Origin of the sequence: Luteimonas sp. 9C, from assembly GCF_902506295.1 — a bacterium.
Lineage (GTDB): Bacteria > Pseudomonadota > Gammaproteobacteria > Xanthomonadales > Xanthomonadaceae > Luteimonas.
Genome location: NZ_LR733312.1, coordinates 2,667,356 through 2,684,379, shown reverse-complemented (window position 1 = coordinate 2,684,379; position 17,024 = coordinate 2,667,356). Strand labels below are relative to the sequence as shown.

The 17,024-nt window shown below is 69.4% G+C and carries 9 protein-coding genes; 5 read left to right on the top strand and 4 right to left on the bottom strand.

Annotation, left to right across the window (positions count from 1 at the left end; all coding sequences use genetic code 11):
* Window positions 1–966: 966 nt before the first annotated feature.
* Window positions 967–1,695: a glutamine amidotransferase gene (locus tag CURTO8I2_RS12250; protein ID WP_159681338.1), complete on the bottom strand. Its 729-nt coding sequence runs from the start codon at window positions 1,693–1,695 to the stop codon at window positions 967–969.
* Between the two features lie 180 nt (window positions 1,696–1,875).
* Window positions 1,876–3,687 (bottom strand): GspE/PulE family protein, encoded by a 1,812-nt coding sequence (locus tag CURTO8I2_RS12245; RefSeq protein ID WP_236551145.1) that lies wholly within the window; start codon window positions 3,685–3,687, stop codon window positions 1,876–1,878.
* Between the two features lie 100 nt (window positions 3,688–3,787).
* Between CURTO8I2_RS12245 and glyQ the strand changes: the two genes are divergently transcribed.
* The 5 genes from glyQ to CURTO8I2_RS12220 all read left to right on the top strand — a co-directional run bounded on the left by glyQ (window position 3,788) and on the right by CURTO8I2_RS12220 (window position 12,955).
* The gene (gene glyQ, locus CURTO8I2_RS12240; protein WP_159681336.1) at window positions 3,788–4,696 is read left to right on the top strand and encodes a glycine--tRNA ligase subunit alpha; all 909 of its coding nucleotides are present in this window, start codon (window positions 3,788–3,790) and stop codon (window positions 4,694–4,696) included.
* Window positions 4,693–4,944, top strand: coding sequence for a hypothetical protein (locus CURTO8I2_RS12235; RefSeq protein ID WP_159681335.1), 252 nt, complete (start codon window positions 4,693–4,695; stop codon window positions 4,942–4,944). The genes glyQ and CURTO8I2_RS12235 overlap by 4 nt, the downstream gene beginning before the upstream one ends.
* Window positions 4,941–7,058 carry a glycine--tRNA ligase subunit beta gene (glyS, locus tag CURTO8I2_RS12230; protein WP_159681334.1) on the top strand — a complete coding sequence of 706 codons (2,118 nt, stop codon included), beginning with the start codon at window positions 4,941–4,943 and terminating at the stop codon, window positions 7,056–7,058. The genes CURTO8I2_RS12235 and glyS overlap by 4 nt, the downstream gene beginning before the upstream one ends.
* A 133-nt stretch (window positions 7,059–7,191) precedes the next feature.
* Entirely contained in the window at window positions 7,192–9,006 is a 1,815-nt protein-coding gene (locus CURTO8I2_RS12225) for an autotransporter assembly complex family protein (RefSeq protein ID WP_159681333.1), read from the top strand.
* 1 nt (window position 9,007) lies between these two features.
* On the top strand, window positions 9,008–12,955 hold the full coding sequence (locus CURTO8I2_RS12220; RefSeq protein WP_159681332.1) for a translocation/assembly module TamB domain-containing protein: 3,948 nt from the start codon (window positions 9,008–9,010) through the stop codon (window positions 12,953–12,955).
* Between the two features lie 244 nt (window positions 12,956–13,199).
* On the opposite strand, the gene CURTO8I2_RS12215 is transcribed toward CURTO8I2_RS12220, so the two are convergent.
* Both CURTO8I2_RS12215 and CURTO8I2_RS12210 read right to left on the bottom strand, forming a co-directional pair.
* On the bottom strand, window positions 13,200–14,261 hold the full coding sequence (locus CURTO8I2_RS12215; RefSeq protein WP_159681686.1) for an isoaspartyl peptidase/L-asparaginase: 1,062 nt from the start codon (window positions 14,259–14,261) through the stop codon (window positions 13,200–13,202).
* Window positions 14,262–14,383: 122 nt separating this feature from the next.
* Window positions 14,384–16,915, bottom strand: a complete 2,532-nt coding sequence (locus CURTO8I2_RS12210) for an excinuclease ABC subunit UvrA (protein ID WP_159681331.1) — start codon at window positions 16,913–16,915, stop codon at window positions 14,384–14,386.
* Window positions 16,916–17,024 lie beyond the last annotated feature (109 nt).

Below are 17,024 nucleotides of genomic sequence, written 5' to 3'. Positions count from 1 at the left end.
AGGTGTCAGTCACGTGGGCGCGCCACGAAGGGCGCCATCGTATCGCATGCATTGGAGACGCCGCTGGGATGCGCTGTGTGTTCAGCAGCGATGGCGGCGGTCTGCTTCGGGGTACCCCGCCCTCTTCCAACCACAGCGGTCATTGCGAAGCGGGTGGCGAGGCTCGCAGCTTCCGCTTCCACATCTCGCGCTTGGCTCCTGCTCCTGCTCCTGCTCCTGCTCCTGCTCCTGCTCCTGCTTCGGCTTCAGCTTCGGCTTCGGCTTCGGCTTCGGCTTCCAGCTTTTGATCTGAAATCGAGCCGTAGAGCGAGCCGAGCACCGGAGCCTGACGTGGCCGAAGAGCAGCCCATGTCTGAACGCAGCGAGTTTGGGCTGCGTGCCGCGTCAGGCGAGGAGCGGAGGGCACCGACGCGACTGCATCGCGTCGGCTCGCATCCGGCGAAGGCGGTTTTGCTTACTTTTGCCAAGACAAAAGTGAGCCGCGCGACAGCGCGGAAGCCCTGTCTTTGATCTTCGCTTCTGCGGCTCAATCGTCTGTTTTTGCCAGGAACATCGAAGTCGCAGAGCGACGAGCTGAGAGGCGCAAGCAAGTACAGAGCTTTCGCCCGCTGCGCGTGCGAGTTCCTTTTGGACGGACCCAAAAGGAACCAAAAGGTCCCTTCGCCGGACGCGATCCGCCGCGATACAGCCGCGGCGGTTCCCTGCGCTTCTCGGACGACGGGGCACGCAGCCCAAACTCGCTGCGCTCAGACATGGGCTGCTCTTCGACCCCGTCGCCCTGCGATGCTCGGCTCGCTCTACGGCTCGCTCGAAATAAACGGCGGAGCAAAAGCAACGGCAACAGCGGCAGCGACAGCGACAGCAACGACAAAGCAGAGCGACCGCAACGCAGCGCAACGCCCATGGATGACCGGACATACGTCCGTTGACAACCCCGCCGACGCGGGCATGACCGAACAGGAAGAATCAATCGCGCGGCGACGCCCCCGCGAAGCGGACGAAGCGCTGCAATACCGCCCGCGCTTGCGGCGCAGCGCGCACGCCTGCGACCAGCGCGACCGGGTCGAGGCCTTCCTGGTACAGCGGCCCCGAGCGCGCGCGGATGTAGCCGCGCATGTGGGTGGCGCTGAACTCCGGGTGGAACTGGACGCCCCAGACGCGCTCGCCCCAGCGGAACGCATGGTGCGGTTCGAGGGCGGAATGCGCCAGCAGGGTCGCGCCTTCGGGCAGACGCAGGACACTCTGCAGGTGTGTGGTCTGGGCGGGGAAACGCGAGCCGGCGGCGAAAAGCGGGTCGTCGGATGCGACCTCGTGCGTTTCGATGTCGAACGTGCCCATCTCGCGTCCGCGCGGGTTGGGGCCGACTTCGCCGCCGAGCGCATGGGCGAGCAGCTGGTGGCCGTAGCAGATGCCGAAGATCGGCGCGCCGGCATGGGCGGCCTCACGCAGCCAGGTGGCTGTACGTTCGCTCCACTCGGCACGGTCGGTGACCATCGCACCCGAGCCGGTGACGATGACACCGGCGAAATCGTCCGCGCTGGGCAGTGCGGCGCCGCGTTCGACATCGACCACGACCGCGTCGTGCTCCGACAGGCCGGCAGCGACGCGGATCCAGTGCGGAAATCCGCCATAGCGGCGCATCGACGGCACGGGCTGGCCGGTTTCGACGATCAGGAAGCGGCGGTCGGACGACATCGAGGGGCAGCCGGTGCAGGAAGACGGCGCAGCGTAGCGGATCGGGACGGGTGGGCGCTGGTCTGGGATCGTGCCTAGACGACCCTGCCCTGCACCGACGCGCTTTGCGCGCCGACCTCCCCCGAAGGGAGAGGTGCCCGGTACCTTATGTGCCGCTCTCGTGCCGTCGCACGCGCGCCCTTACTCCCGCGGCGGCAGCACCGTCATCACTTCCTCCACCGTGGTCACGCCTTGCGCGACCTTTTCGGCGCCGGCCATGCGCAGCGTGCGCAGGCCTTCACCGACGGCGGTCCGGCTGAACCCCGACAGCGCCATGTCCGGCTGGATCTTCGCGCGCAGCGCGGGCGTGACCGGCATCAGTTCGTAGATGCCGACGCGACCGAAATAGCCGGTGTTGCGGCACTCCAGGCAGCCCACCGGGCCGCACGCGGTCTCCGGCGGCGGCAGGTCACTGTCCGGGCCGAGCAGCGCGCGCCACGCCTCGGCATCGACCGGCTGCGGCTGCTTGCAGTGCCGGCACAGGGTGCGCACCAGACGCTGCGCCAGCACGCCGTTGAGCGTGGAGGCGATCAGGTAATGCGGCAGGCCCAGATCGAGCAGGCGGGTGATCGCCGACGGCGCGTCGTTGGTGTGCAGCGTGGAGAGCACCAGATGCCCGGTCAGCGAGGCCTGCACCGCCATCTGCGCGGTGTCGAGGTCGCGGATCTCGCCGATCATGATGATGTCGGGGTCCTGGCGCAGCAGCGTGCGCACGCCCTGCGCGAAGGTCAGGTCGATCGCGTTGTGCACCTGCATCTGGTTGAGCTCGACCGAGACCATTTCGATCGGGTCCTCGACGGTGCAGACATTGACGTCGTCGGAGGCCAGCTTCTTCAGCGTGGAATAGAGCGTCGTCGTCTTGCCCGAACCGGTCGGGCCGGTCACCAGCACGATGCCGTGCGGCCGCTGCACGAGATCGTTCCACGCCGCCGCCTCGCCGGCGTCGAAGCCCAGGTGTTCGATCGGCTTGAACGCGGTGTCGGGGTCGAAGATGCGCATGACGACCTTCTCGCCGAAGGCGGTCGGCATCGTCGACAGGCGCATCTCGACTTCACGCCCGCCCGGCGATCGCGTCTTGATGCGGCCGTCCTGCGGCCGCCGGCGCTCGGCGAGATCCATGCGGCCCAGCACCTTGATGCGGCTGACGGCCGCGGTCATCACCGGCGGCGGCATCTCGAAGACCTTGTGCAGCACGCCGTCGATGCGGAAGCGCACGCGGCCCACGTCGCGACGCGGCTCGAGATGGATGTCGGAGGCACGCTGTTCGTAGGCGTACTGCAGCAGCCAGTCGACGATGTGGACGATGTGATGGTCGTCGGCATTGACGTCGCCCGAGCGCCCCAGCTCGACCAGCTGTTCGAACGTCGGCGCGTCGCTGCCGGTCTCACGCCCGTCCTTGGCGCCGCGGATCGAGCGCGTGACGCCGAAGAACTCCATCGTGTAGCGGTGCAGGTCCAGCGGATTGGCGACGACCAGGTCGATCTCGCGCCGCAGCAGGCGCTGGATGTCGGTCAGCCAGTCCAGCGCCAGCGGCTCGCTGGTCGCGATGCGCGCGCGGTCCGGCGCGACGTCGACCGGCAGGATGCGGTGGCGCTTGGCGTAGGCGTGCGAGAACAGGTCGGTGACGTCGCCCACCGCGATCTTGGTCGGATCGATGCGCAGATACACGTGACCGGTGGCCTGGGCGAGCCATTCGGTCAGGGCCTCGAGACCCAGCTCGGTGCCCGGCCGCCGCGCCGACGGCAGTTTGAGGTTGGCCAGCAGCACCAGCGGATGCACTGCGTCGAGTCCACGCGTATTGCGGCCGCTCACGCGCGCGCGGTCGGCGTCGGCCGGCGCCAGCAGGCCATCGGCCAGCAGTGCATCGATCACCGGCTCGAGGGTCAGACGGCCGGGCGGCAGTCGGCCACCGAAGACGGCAGGGGCACGGGGTCCGGCCGGATGCTGCGGCACGCGCGGATCGTTCAAGCCGGGTCCTCCCTGGCGCATGGCGCGGCGGGCGCTTCGATGCGGCCCGCTATACTAGCGCGCCGCCGCAGACGCGATTTTCTTGATGACCGGACCGACGTTCCAGGAGCTGATCCTCACGCTCAACGCCTACTGGGCCAAGCAGGGCTGCGTGCTGATCCAGCCGCTGGACCTCGAGGTCGGCGCGGGCACCTTCCATCCGGCCACGTTCCTGCGCGCGCTCGGCCCCGAGCCGTGGAATGCCGCCTATGTGCAGCCGAGCCGGCGCCCGACCGACGGCCGCTACGGCGACAACCCCAACCGCCTGCAGCGCTACTACCAGTACCAGGTGGCGATGAAGCCGAACCCGGACAACATCGTCGAACTGTACTTCGACTCGTTGAAGGCACTGGGCATCGATCCCGAAGTGCACGACCTGCGCCTGGTCGAGGACAATTGGGAATCGCCGACGCTCGGCGCCTGGGGCCTGGGCTGGGAAGTCTGGCTCAACGGCATGGAAGTCACGCAGTTCACGTATTTCCAGCAGGCCGGCGGCCTCGAGTGCAAGCCGGTGCTGGGCGAGATCACCTACGGTCTCGAGCGTCTGTGCATGTACCTGCAGAACTGCGACAACGTGTACGACCTGGTGTGGACGCACGGCCCCGACGGCGCGCCGGTGACCTACGGCGATGTCTACCACCAGAACGAAGTCGAGCAGAGCGCCTACAACTTCGAGCACGCGAATGTCGACGTGCTGTTCCGCCGCTTCGACGAATGCGAGGCCGAAGCACTGAAGCTGGTCGAGCTGGGCCTGCCCCTGCCGGCCTACGAGCAGGTCACCAAGGCGAGCCACAGTTTCAACATGCTCGATGCGCGCCGCGCGATCAGCGTGACCGAACGCCAGCGCTACATCCTGCGCGTGCGCACGCTGGCGCAGGGCGTGGCCAAGGCCTATTACGCGCAGCGCGAGGCGATGGGATTTCCGGGGCTGAAGCGCGCCGTGGAGCCGACGTGATCGAATCGTTCGCGCCATTCGCCATTTTCCTATTCTCGGCACCTGCAGCGTTCGCATTCTTCGCCGCTTACTGGGCACAACAGACGCGACGCAATCCCTGGCTGTGGTTTTTCTTCGGGCTGTTCCTGATGCCCATCGCCGGCTTCGCACTGCTGCTGATCAATGCCGAGCGCGCACGCGAGCGACGCGACATCCCGACTGGCCGTGACCTGAGCCAGCATCTTTCGATCCGGAACGACCTGCCATGACCGCCTCCCTGCCCCTGCTGATCGAACTCGGCACCGAAGAACTGCCGGTCAAGGCGCTGCCCGGCCTGGCGCAGGCGTTCTTCGACGGCGTGATCGCGGCGCTCGACAAGCGCGGCGTCGCGATCGAGCGCGGCGATGCCAAGCCGCTGTACACGCCGCGTCGTCTGGCGGTGCTGCTGCCGGGCGTGGCGACCGAACAGCCCGAGCAGCGCTCCGAAGTACTGGGCCCGTATCTCAACATCGCGCTCGATGCCGAAGGCCAGCCGACGAAGGCGTTGCAGGGCTTCGCCGCGAAGGCCGGCATCGACTGGACCGCGCTCGAGAAGACCAGCGATGCCAAGGGCGAGCGTTTCGTGCATCGCGCGGTGACGCCTGGCGCCGCGACGGCGGCGCTGCTGCCTGACGTGCTGCGCGAGGCGATCGCGGCGATGCCGATTCCCAAGCCGATGCGCTGGGGCGCCCACACCTACGCGTTCGCACGGCCGGTGCACTGGCTGGTGCTGCTGCACGGCGGGACGATCGTCGACGCCGACCTGTTCGGCGTGCGCGGCGGCCGCACCAGCCGCGGCCATCGCTTCATGCACGACGCCGCGGTCGAGATTGCGGCCCCGATCGACTACGTCGAGTCGATGCGCAGTGCGAAGGTCATCGTCGATGCCGATGCGCGCCGCGCCGAGATCGTGCGCGAGGTCGAGGATGCCGCGCGCGCCGTCGGCGGCGATGCGCGCATCGAAGCCGACAACCTCGAACAGGTGGTGTGCCTGGTCGAATGGCCCAAGGCGGTGTCCTGCACGTTCGAGGCCGAGTTCCTCGCCGTGCCGCAGGAAGCGCTGATCGCCACGATGGAGGCCAACCAGAAGTTCTTCCCGGTGCTGCGCGATGGAAAGCTGACCGAACACTTCATCGGCATCGCCAATATCGTCTCCAAGGACGAAGCCGAAGTGGCCAAGGGCTACGAGCGCGTGATCCGCCCGCGCTTCGCCGATGCCAAGTTCTTCTTCGACGAAGACCTCAAGCAGGGTCTATCTGCGATGAACGACGGCCTGAAGACCGTGACCTACCAGGCCAAGCTGGGCAGCGTGGCCGACAAGACCGTGCGCGTCGCCGCGCTGGCTGAAATGATCGCGCCGCAGATCGGTGTGGATGCCGCACTGGCGAAGCAAGCCGCATTGCTGTCGAAAGCCGATCTGCAGTCGCGCATGGTCAACGAGTTCCCGGAACTGCAGGGCATCGCCGGTCGTGACTACGCGAAGCTCGATCCGGCGCTCGCCGATTTGTCCAACGAAGATCGCGCCTCGCTGGCGAACGCCCTCGACGAAGCCTGGCAGCCCCGCTTCGCCGGCGACGACATCGCCCTCTCGCCATTGGGCAAGGTGCTGGCGATCGCCGAGCGTCTCGATACCCTGGCCGGCGGCTTCGCCGCGGGTCTCAAGCCGACCGGCAACAAGGACGCGTTCGCGCTGCGGCGCAATGCGCTGGGGTTGGCGCGGACGTTGATCGAGAGCGGGTTCGATCTCGACTTGACGGACCTGATCGACAAGGCAGTCGTTGAACTGCCGGCAGCCGTCCAGCCGCATGCCGATCGGAACACCGAAACGCTCCGGCTCGATCTCTACGACTTCATCCTCGACCGCCTGAAGGGCTACTACGCCGACAAGGGCGTGACCGTGCAGCAGTTCAACGCCGTGGCCGCGCTGCAGCCGAAGTCGCTCTACGACCTCGACCGTCGCATCGACGCCATCGGCACCTTCGCCGCATTGCCCGAAGCGGCCGCCCTCGCCGCCGCCGACAAGCGCATCCGCAACATCCTGCGCAAGGCGGACATCACGATTCCGGGCACCGTCGATCCGGCGCTGCTGCGCGAGCCGGCCGAAGCCGCGCTGGCGGAGGCGGTGGAAGCCGTCCAGGCCGAAACGGGTCACGCGCTGGCCCATGGCGATTACGTCTCGGTGCTGACGCATCTGGCGCGGTTGCGTCCACAGGTCGACGCGTTCTTCGACGGGGTGATGGTCAACGCCGACGATACCGCGCTGCGCGCCAACCGGCTCGCGCTGCTCAAGCGGCTGTCCGAGCGGCTCGGCAGCGTCGCCGCGATCGAGCACCTGTCGAACTGACGTGCAGGCGGCGCCGGGCGGACCCGCGCAGCGGGACGTCCGGCCCGCTCATGCCGCGTACGCATCCGCGCGGAAGCGGCAACGCGCCGTCCCCGTTAATCGACTCTTGACGTGCCTCCGGTATCCTCGCGCGATGCCTCGTGTCTCCGTGTATCTCGCCGCCGCCCTCCTTCTGTTGTCGTCGGCCGCGGCGCAGGCCGCGCGTGTCGAACGCGTCGACATCGTGGGCCTCGACGAGGAAATGACCCAGAACGTCCGCGTCTCGCTCGCGCTCTACGACGCGATCGGCCGCGACATCTCCGGCCGGCGCATGGCGTATCTGATCCGCGAGGCGGAGCGCGAGACCCGCAAGGCACTCGAGCCGTTCGGCTACTACTCGCCCACCATCGACGTGCAGCGCGATCGCGCGGGCGACGTGATGGCGGTGCGGGTGGTCGTCGATCCGGGCCAGCCGGTGCGGGTGCGCAACAGCGACATCGCGATCATCGGCGAGGGCGGGCAGGACCGCTACCTGGCGCGTGACATCGCCCGCTTCGTGCCGAGCGAAGGCGCGGTGTTCAGCCATCCCGACTACGAGTCGAGCCGCAACCAGCTCAGCCGGCGCCTGACCGAACGCGGATATTTCGATGCCGAGTTCGCATCCCGCCGGGTCGAAGTGACGCGTGCCGATTTCGCTGCCGACATCGATGTGGTCTGGAACAGCGGCGACCGCTACAACATGGGACCGACCACGTTCGAGCAGACGCCCCAGCAGATCGTCAACGACGATCTGCTCGAGCGACTGGTCTATTGGCAGGAAGGCAGCTACTACCACCAGGGCCGTATCGATCGCCTGCGGTCATCGCTCGGGCGCCTGGATTACTTTTCCGACATCGACATCCAGCCGCAGGTCGATCAGGCCAACGAACGCCGCGAAGTGCCGGTCAAGGTCACGCTCACCCCGGCCAAGCGCAGCATCTACACCTCGGGCCTGAGCTACGGCACCGACAGCGGCGCCGGTATCCGGCTCGGCGTCGAGCGGCGCTACGTCAACATGCGCGGCCACAAGGCGCTCGCGCAGATCGACTACGCGCAGCGCCGCAAGACCGCGACGGTGCAGTACCGCATTCCGGCCTTCGCCTGGCTCGACGGCTGGTACACCGCCAGCCTGCAGGTCGCCGACGAACAGACCGACTACATCGACTCGCGCCGGGTCGAGCTGGTGGGCAGCCGCAGCGGCCAGTACAACGAGTTCCTGAACCTCATCGCCTCGTTCCATGTCCTGCGCGAGCGCTGGGCCTACGCGCCCGAAGAAGATCCGGACAGCCCGATTCGCGACGGCGACGAATTCGACGGCGCGCTGTATCGCTATGCCACGTTCGCCTATCCCTCGCTGCGCGCCGAATACATCGACGTCGACGACCGCCTGTTTCCGACCAGCGGCATCGGCGGTTCGGTGATGCTGCGCGGCGGCCTCGAAGGCGTGGGCTCGGATGCGTCGTTCGGACAGATCCATGCCCGGGCCAGCTGGTTCCGCGGCATCGGCGAGTCCAACCGTCTGATCGTGCGCGGTGAGCTGGGCCACACCTTCACCGATGCGCTGGTGGCGATACCGCCGAGCCTGCGTTTCTATGCCGGCGGCGACCGCAGCATCCGCGGCTACGACTGGCGCGAGGTCGGTCCGCGCATTCCCGCGCGCGATGGCCGCCGCGCATTCGCGATCGGTGCCAAGAACGTGGTCACGGCCAGTGTCGAGTTCGAGCGCTATTTCACCGACACGATCGGCGCGGCGGTGTTCGTCGACAGCGGCGACGCGTTCGACGGCAGTTCGCCGCAATGGCGCACCGGCGTCGGGATCGGTGCGCGCTACAAGTCGCCCGTGGGCCCGCTGAAACTCGATATCGCGCGCGGTCTCGACAATCCCGATTCGTCGTTCACGATCGGCCTGTCCATCGGCGCGGAGTTCTGACATGGCCTTCGGTCGCCACCGCCTGCCCAGTGACCTGACCCCGGAAGAGCGCGAGGTGCGCATCGCCGAGTTGCGCGCGCGTCGCCGCGCGCGGGCGCGCACGCTCGCCATTCGCAGCGCGATCGGCATCGCCGCGCTGGTCGTGCTGCTGATCATCGTCGTGTGGTGGCTGCTGACGACGTTCGGCGGCCGCGATTTCCTGCTGGGCCAGGTGGCCTCGCGTCTGCCCGCCGGCACCGAACTGACCTGGCGCGCGGCCGAAGGTCCCGCCTCCGGGCCGCTGACGATGGTCGACGTGCGTTACGTCCAGCGCAGCTGCCCGGACGTCGAAGAACAACCCGTGCCCTACGGCGAGTGCGACGAACCGCGCGTGCTGCTGTTCGAAGCGGCGCGCGTGACGGTGGATCCGGCGGTGATGCCGCTGGTCGGCCGCCGCCTGCGCCTGGATGTCCTCGACATCGACGATGCGGTGCTCTCGATGCCGCCGCCGGTCGAAACCCCGTTCGAACTGCCGCGCTGGCCGGATTCGCTGCCGCGCATCGATCTGCCGCTGTCGCTGCAGGCCGACACGATCCGCATCGACGGCTTCCGTGTCGAGCAGGCAGGCGAGTCCCTGATCGACATCCGCAGCGTGCGTGGCGGTCTCGACGCGCAGCAGGGCGAACTGAATTTCGCGAACGTCGTCGTCGACAGCGACCGCGGCCTGTTCGCCGCGAACGGCGTCTACGCGCCCGACGACGACTACCGCATGGACGTCACCGCCAGCGCGCTGATGCCCGCGCCGCCGGCGCGCACGCGTCCGCGGATCGGTCTGGTCGCGCGTGGCGATCTGTCGCGGCTGGACATCGCGGTGGTCGGCCATGTGCCGGAACCTCTGAAAGCCGTGTTGACCCTGCGTGGCCGCGAGAATCCCGGCTGGGCGCTGCGCGCCGACAGCACGCGCCTCGATCCCGCACTGCTGACGGGCGGCGGCGCGCCCGGCACGCCGCTGGCGTTCGACATCCGCGCCGATGGCCAGGGCGGCGCCGCCGACCTGCAGGGCACGGCCACGTACGGCGAGTCCGACGCCAACCCGATCCGCGTCGTGCTGCAGCCGTCCAAGGTGAAGCTAGAGGACCAGCGTCTGGACCTCGACCCGCTGGTCGTCGACATCTTCGACGGCCGCGTCACGCTGCGCGGTTTCGCCGACGTGACCGAACCGGGCGACGTGCGGTTCCGCTTCGCGACCAATGCGCGCGGCCTGCAGTTCGGCGCCGATCCCGACGCCGCCGAACCCGCACCGCCGATCACCGCCGACGCCGATCTGGGCTTCGCCGGCAGCACGGCCGCGTGGGCGGCGATCGGCAAGGCCACCGTCGAACGCGACGGCCTGCGGGCGAACGTGGATTTCGACGGGCGCGGCGATGCGGAGCGCATGCGCCTGCAGACCGCGCGCGTGACGATGCCGACCGGCACGCTCGATGCCAGAGGCGATGTGGCGTGGGCACCGTCGCTGCAGTGGGATCTCGACGCGACGCTGGCCGGCTTCGACCCCGGCTACTTCGCCCGCGACTGGAAGGGCGCACTCGACGGCACGTTCGCGACGACCGGCAGCACCCGCGACGACGGCGGCCTCGAAGTGGCGGTCGACGCCAGCGATCTGGGCGGTACGCTGCGCGGTCGCCGGCTCGATGGGCGTGCGACGTTCGCGATGCACGGCCCGGCCACCGATGCCGGCGACGCCGGCCGCACCGATTTCGAAGGCGAGGTCGCGCTGTCGCTGGGCGACAGCCGCATCGACGCGACCGCCCGCGTGACCGATCGCCTCGACATCGATGCGACGCTCGCACCGCTGCAGCTCGCCGATCTGCTGCCCGACACCGGCGGCGTGCTGCGCGGCACCGTCCGCGTGACCGGCGCGCGCACTGCGCCCGACATCGCCGCCGACCTCACCGGCAGCGCCCTGCGCTACGGCGACTACGCTGCCGCCAGCGCGCGCATCCAGGGCACGCTGCCGTGGCGCCGCGATACCGGTTCGCTCGATGTCGTCGCGACCGGCGTCAATGCGGGCGTCGCCCTCGACGAAGTACGCCTCGCCGCGCGCGGTGCGGTCGAGACGCTCCAGCTCGACGCCAGCGCGCGCGGCGAGATCGGCACGGTCGATCTGTCGGGCAACGCCGAGCGTCGCAACGGCAACTGGCAGGGCACGCTCGCGGACCTGCGTCTCGCGCCGGCCACCGGTGCGCGTTGGGCGCTGCAGTCGCCGGCGCAGTTCCGGCAGATCGGCACGCGCTACACGCTGGGCGAGAGCTGCTTCGCCTCCAGCGGCGGCGGCTCGCTGTGCGCGAGCGCCGACTGGCCGCGCCAGGGCGTGTCGATCACCGGCACCGGCCTGCCGCTCGCACTGGCCACGCCGTATCTGCCCGAGCAGGACGGCGGACGTCCGTTCGTGCTGCGTGGCGAGATCGCACTCGACGCCAGCGCACGTCCGGTCGGCAACGGCTTCGTCGGCAGCGCCAGCGTCCGCTCCGCCAGCGGCGGCGTGCGCACGTCCGAGCGCGCACGCAACGACGTGGTGACCTACGACGACTTCCGTCTCGATGCCGAGTTCGATGCCAACCGGCTCAGCGCCACGCTGTCGACGACGCTCAACGAGGTCGGTCGCGTGCAGGCCCAAGTGACCAACGGCTGGGATGCGTATGCGCCGCTGTCGGGCTCGCTGGTCGCCAACGTCGAGGACCTGACCTTCGTCGAGCTGTTCTCGCCCGACATCGTCGAGCCGACCGGCCGCCTCACCGCCGACGTCACGATCGGCGGCACGCGCTCGCAGCCGACGATCGGCGGCCAGGCGCGTCTCGCCGATTTCGCCACCGAAATTCCGTCGCTGGCGATCGCGCTCGAAGACGGCAACATCAACCTCGATGCGTTGCCCGACGGCACCGCGCGCCTCGCCGGCAGCGTGCGTTCGGGCCAGGGCACGCTGAACATAGGCGGCGGCATCGGCTGGCAGGGCGAAGGCACGCCGGTGGTGCTCACGATCAGCGGCACCGACGTGCTGGTCTCGGACACCAGCGACATGCACATCATCGCCTCGCCCGATCTGACCGTGCGCTACACCGCGCTGCAGCCGCTCAACGTCACCGGCAAGGTCTTCGTCGATGTCGCACTGCTCGATCTCGAAGGCCTGAGCGAGGGCGTCTCGGTATCGCCCGACGTCGTCGTGCTCGACCCGGTCGATCCGGAGGAGAACAGCACCGCATCGGCGCTCGAACTCGATCTGACCCTCACCGTGGGCGACAACGTCGGCCTGCGCGGCTTCGGTTTCGACGGCCGCATGAAGGGGGCACTGCGCGTCCGCGCGGTGCCGGGTCGCGAGATGACCGGCAGCGGCCGCCTCGCCGTCGATGGACGCTACAAGGCCTACGGCCAGGAACTGCGGGTCACCCGCGGCAACCTGATCTTCAACAACGGCCCCGTCTCCGACCCGCTGCTCGACGTGCGCGCCGAACGCCGCATCGAGGCCGAGGACATCACCGCCGGCATCGATGTCAGCGGCCGCGCCTCGGCGCCGAGCGTCAACGTCTGGACCAATCCGTCGAGCGATGCGTCGCAGGCGCTGTCGTATCTCGCACTGGGGCGTTCGGCCTCGAGCCTGACCAGCGACGAGGGCCAGCAGATCGACGCGGCCGCCGCCGCGCTCAATGCCGGCGGCAACCTGGTGGCCGGGCAGCTCGGCAGCAAGATCGGCCTGGACAACGCCGGCATCAGCCAGTCGCGCGCACTCGGCGGCAGCGTGCTCGGCTTCGGCAAGCAGATCTCGCCCAAACTCTACGTCGGCTTCGGCGTGTCGCTGCTGGGCACCGGCCAGGTGCTGACGCTGAAGTACCTGCTGCGCGCGGGCTTCGACGTGGAGATCGAATCGAGCACGCTGGAGAACCGCGGGTCGGTGAACTGGCGACACGAGCGCTGATCGGACACGCGGGGCCTGCGGCGCGCGCGCCGCGTCGCCACCGCGGCGTGTGTCCTTCGGGACCAGGGCCGCTCCCGCCGAAAGAGATCGATGCGCATCGCGCGTCAGGTGCGCGCCGACCCGTCCCTGACGCGATTACGACGCGCGTCCTCCGTCCGCTTTCCGGGTGCCCCGTTCGAGTACGGGACAGGTGCGTCGCCCGCAGGTAGAAACTCTCGTCCGACGTGAACGCGAACGCCCGGGCTCAACGCCCATCCGGTACCGCGAGCGCATCCTCGCGGAACACCGCGACATGCGGCACGCCGTCGGCGCCGATCCAGCCGCGGTACATGCCCGGCGTATTGAACGGAAACGCGACGCGGCCGTCGGCATCGAGTGCGATCGCGCCGCCGTTGCCGCCCGCGGCGGGAATCTCGCGGTCGATCACCGCGTCCGCCGCCGCGCGGATGTCGTCACCGCGCAGGCGCACGCGCGCGCAGATCTCGTGCGCGGCGGCAGCGCGGATGTAGTACTCGCCCCAGCCGGTGCCCGACACCGCGCAGCGCGCGTCCGCCCAGGTGCCGGCGCCGATGAGCGGTGCATCGCCGACCCGGTTGTAGCGCTTGTTGGTCATGCCGCCGGTGGAGGTGCCAGCGGCCAGCCGGCCGTCGGCGTCGAGCGCGACCGCTCCGACGGTGCCGAAATAGGGCCGCGCATCGCCGGTCAGCACCGTGGCCTGCGGCTGCGCGGTGCGCTCGGCCTCCAGTGCGCGCTGCAACTGCTGCCAGCGGCGCTCGGTGCGGAAGTACGCGGGATCGACCAGCGCGATGTCCTGCGTGGCCGCGAACGCCTCGGCGCCCGCACCGACCATCATCACGTGCGGCGAGGCTGTCATCACCGCATCGGCCAGCAGGATCGGGTTGCGCACGCGGGTCACGCCGGCGATCGCACCCGCCTGTCCACTGGCGCCATCCATCACCGCGGCGTCGAGCTCGTTGCGGCCGTCATGGGTGAACACGGCGCCCTTGCCGGCGTTGAAGCCCGGCGCATCCTCCAGCACGGTGATCGCGGCCTTGACCGCGTCCATCGCCGGCGCACCGGCCTGCAGCTTGGCGTGGCCTGCGCGCAGGGCGGTCTCCAGCGCCGCGCGCGCGTCTGCAAGCTCGGCCGCGTCGAGATCGCCGCGCTCGACGCCCGCGCCACCGTGGATCGCGAGGACCGGGGTGCGCACCGCCGGCGATACCGATGGGCCATCGTGCCCAGGCGTTGCGGCCTGGGCCGTTCCGAACGCGGCCAGGAGGGCCACCGCCAATCCAGCGCGCTGCATCCGCACGTATCCCGTCATATCCCGCTCCGTCCGCCTCTGTGGTGCGCGCACGCTAGCGCACAAGCCCGCCGCCTGTCGCGAGGCGGCGTGAGGCGGCACGTCGCAGGCGCGCGAGCGCGCGCCTACCCGGCGCGGCCCAGTGCCTGCCGCAGAAACGGCGCCGTCCGGCTCTTCTTCGACTTCGCCACCTCGGCCGGCACGCCCGCAGCGACGACCTGCCCGCCCGCGTCGCCCGCACCCGGGCCCATGTCGATCAGCCAGTCGCTGGCCGCGGCCACGCGCATGTCGTGCTCGACGACGACCACCGTGCTGCCCGCATCCACCAGCCCACTCAATTGCTGCATCAGTGTGTCGACGTCTTTCGGATGCAGGCCGGTGGTCGGCTCGTCGAGCACGTACACCGTGCCGCGGCGCTGGGCGCGCTGCAGTTCGCTGGCGAGCTTGATGCGTTGTGCTTCGCCACCCGACAGTTCGGTCGCCGGCTGGCCGAGGCGCAGATAGCCCAGGCCCACCTCCAGCAACACCTGCAGCGGACGCGCGATCGCGGCATCGTCGGCGAAGAACTCGGCGGCCTCGGCCACCGTCATCGCCAGCACGTCGGCGATGTGCTTGTCGCGCAGCGTGACCTCGAGCGTCTTCGCGTCGTAGCGGCTGCCGTGACAGGTCGGGCACGGCGCGTAGACGCTCGGCATGAACAGCAGTTCCACGCTGACGAAGCCTTCGCCGTCGCAGGTCGCGCAGCGGCCCTTGGCGACATTGAACGAGAAACGCCCGGCGTCGTAGCGACGGCGTTTCGCCGCCGGGGTGTCGGCGAAGCGTCTGCGCACGTGATCGAACAGGCCGGTGTAGGTGGCGAGGTTGGAGCGCGGCGTGCGGCCGATCGGCTTCTGGTCGACGCGCACCAGTCGTCTGATCGCCTCCGCGCCGCCTGCGATGCGACCCTCGAGCGGCACCTCGACGCCGCGCTCGAGCGGATCCAATGGCGTGTCCTCCTCGTCGCGCGCACCGCCCAGATGCGCGCCCAGCAGCTCGACCAGCGCCTGGCTCACCAGCGAGGATTTGCCCGAACCACTGACGCCGGTGACGGTGGTGAACACGCCGAGCGGAATGTCCACGTCGAGATCGCGCACGTTGTGGCGGTGGATGCCGCGCAGCTGCAGCCAGCCGTCCGGCGCGCGCGGGGCGTGCGCGATCGAGGCCGCGTCGTCGTCGAGATAGCGGCGCGTCGATGACGCTTCGATCCTGGACAGGCCCGCGCGCGGTCCGCTGTAGAGCACCTGCCCGCCGTGCTGGCCGGCCGCCGGCCCGACATCGACGATCCAGTCCGCGTGCCGGATCACTTCGATCTCGTGTTCGACGACGAACAGCGAGTTGCCGGCGGCGCGCAGCTGGTCGAGCGCACGCAGCAGCGCCTGGGTGTCGGCCGGATGCAGGCCGGCGGAGGGCTCGTCCATGACGTAGACCACGCCGAACAGCTGCGAGCGGATCTGCGTGCCCAGACGCAGGCGTTGCAGTTCGCCGGGCGACAGCGTCGGCGTCGCCCGCGCGAGCGTCAGATAGCCGAGGCCGAGGTCCTGCAGCACCCGGATGCGCGCGCGCAGATCCTGGGCGATGCGCTGCGCGGCCAGCGCCTGCTCGGGATGCGCCTTCGCATGGGTCCTGCCGGCCGCGGCCGGTGCCAGCAGTTCGGCGAGTTCGTCGAGTGGACGCTGCGAGAACGCGGCGATGTCGAGACCGGCGAACGTCACCGACAGCGCCTCGCGCCGCAGCCGCTTGCCGTCGCATTCCGGACACGCGGCGCTGACCAGGTACTGCGCGGCACGTTTCTTCTGCTGCGGGCTCTGGGTGTTGGCGAAGGTGTGCAGCACGTGGCGGCGTGCACTGGTGAAGGTGCCCATGTAGGCCGGTTCGGTCTTGCGCCTGAGCGCGTCCTTGACCTCGTCGAGATCGAAGCCGGGATACACCGGCTCCACCGGCTGCTCATCGGTGAACAGGATCCAGTCGCGGGTCTTCTTCGGCAGCTTCGACCACGGCACGTCGACGTCGATGCCGCGTGTGGTCAGGATGTCGCGCTGATTCTGGCCATGCCAGGCGCCCGGCCATGCGGCAACGGCGCGCTCGCGGATGGTCAGACTGCGATCGGGCACCATCGAGGCTTCGGTCGCGTCGTAGATGCGGCCGAGGCCATGACAGGTGGGGCAGGCGCCGGCCGGCGTGTTCGGCGAGAAGCCGTCGGCATAGATGATGGCCTGGCCGCGCGGATAGTCGCCGGCGCGCGAGTACAGCATGCGCAGGGAATTGGAGATCGTCGTCAGGCTGCCGACCGACGAGCGCGCGGTCGGCGTGCCGCGGGCCTGCTGCAGGGCGACCGCCGGTGGCAGGCCTTCGATCGAATCGACCTGCGGCACGCCGGCCTGGTCGATCAGCCGGCGCGCGTAGGGCGAGATCGAATCGAGATAGCGTCGCTGCGCCTCGGCGAACAGGGTGCCGAACGCCAGCGAGGATTTGCCGGAGCCCGACACCCCGGTGAACACCACCAGCGCGTCGCGCGGGATATCGACATCGACGTCTTTGAGATTGTGTTCGCGCGCGCCGCGCACGCGCACGCACCCGGAGACGGCGCGTGCGTCGGCATCTGGAGTCTTGGCAGTCATGGCGGTAATTATCGCTGCCGTCCGTCGCGTGTCTGTCGTCGAAGCTCAATGCGGACATTGCACGGCGCGCTCACGACCGGGCGCCCACGCTGGGCGTTCATCCCCCGGA

What these genes read in the sequence shown, in the direction of transcription:
- glyQ (WP_159681336.1), top strand. Translation starts at nt 3,788, where the DNA reads ATGACCGGACCGACGTTCCAGGAGCTGATCCTCACGCTCAACGCCTAC.
- CURTO8I2_RS12210 (WP_159681331.1), bottom strand. Translation starts at nt 16,915, where the DNA reads ATGACTGCCAAGACTCCAGATGCCGACGCACGCGCCGTCTCCGGGTGC.
- glyS (WP_159681334.1), top strand. Translation starts at nt 4,941, where the DNA reads ATGACCGCCTCCCTGCCCCTGCTGATCGAACTCGGCACCGAAGAACTG.
- CURTO8I2_RS12250 (WP_159681338.1), bottom strand. Translation starts at nt 1,695, where the DNA reads ATGTCGTCCGACCGCCGCTTCCTGATCGTCGAAACCGGCCAGCCCGTG.
- CURTO8I2_RS12220 (WP_159681332.1), top strand. Translation starts at nt 9,008, where the DNA reads ATGGCCTTCGGTCGCCACCGCCTGCCCAGTGACCTGACCCCGGAAGAG.
- CURTO8I2_RS12225 (WP_159681333.1), top strand. Translation starts at nt 7,192, where the DNA reads ATGCCTCGTGTCTCCGTGTATCTCGCCGCCGCCCTCCTTCTGTTGTCG.
- CURTO8I2_RS12215 (WP_159681686.1), bottom strand. Translation starts at nt 14,261, where the DNA reads ATGCAGCGCGCTGGATTGGCGGTGGCCCTCCTGGCCGCGTTCGGAACG.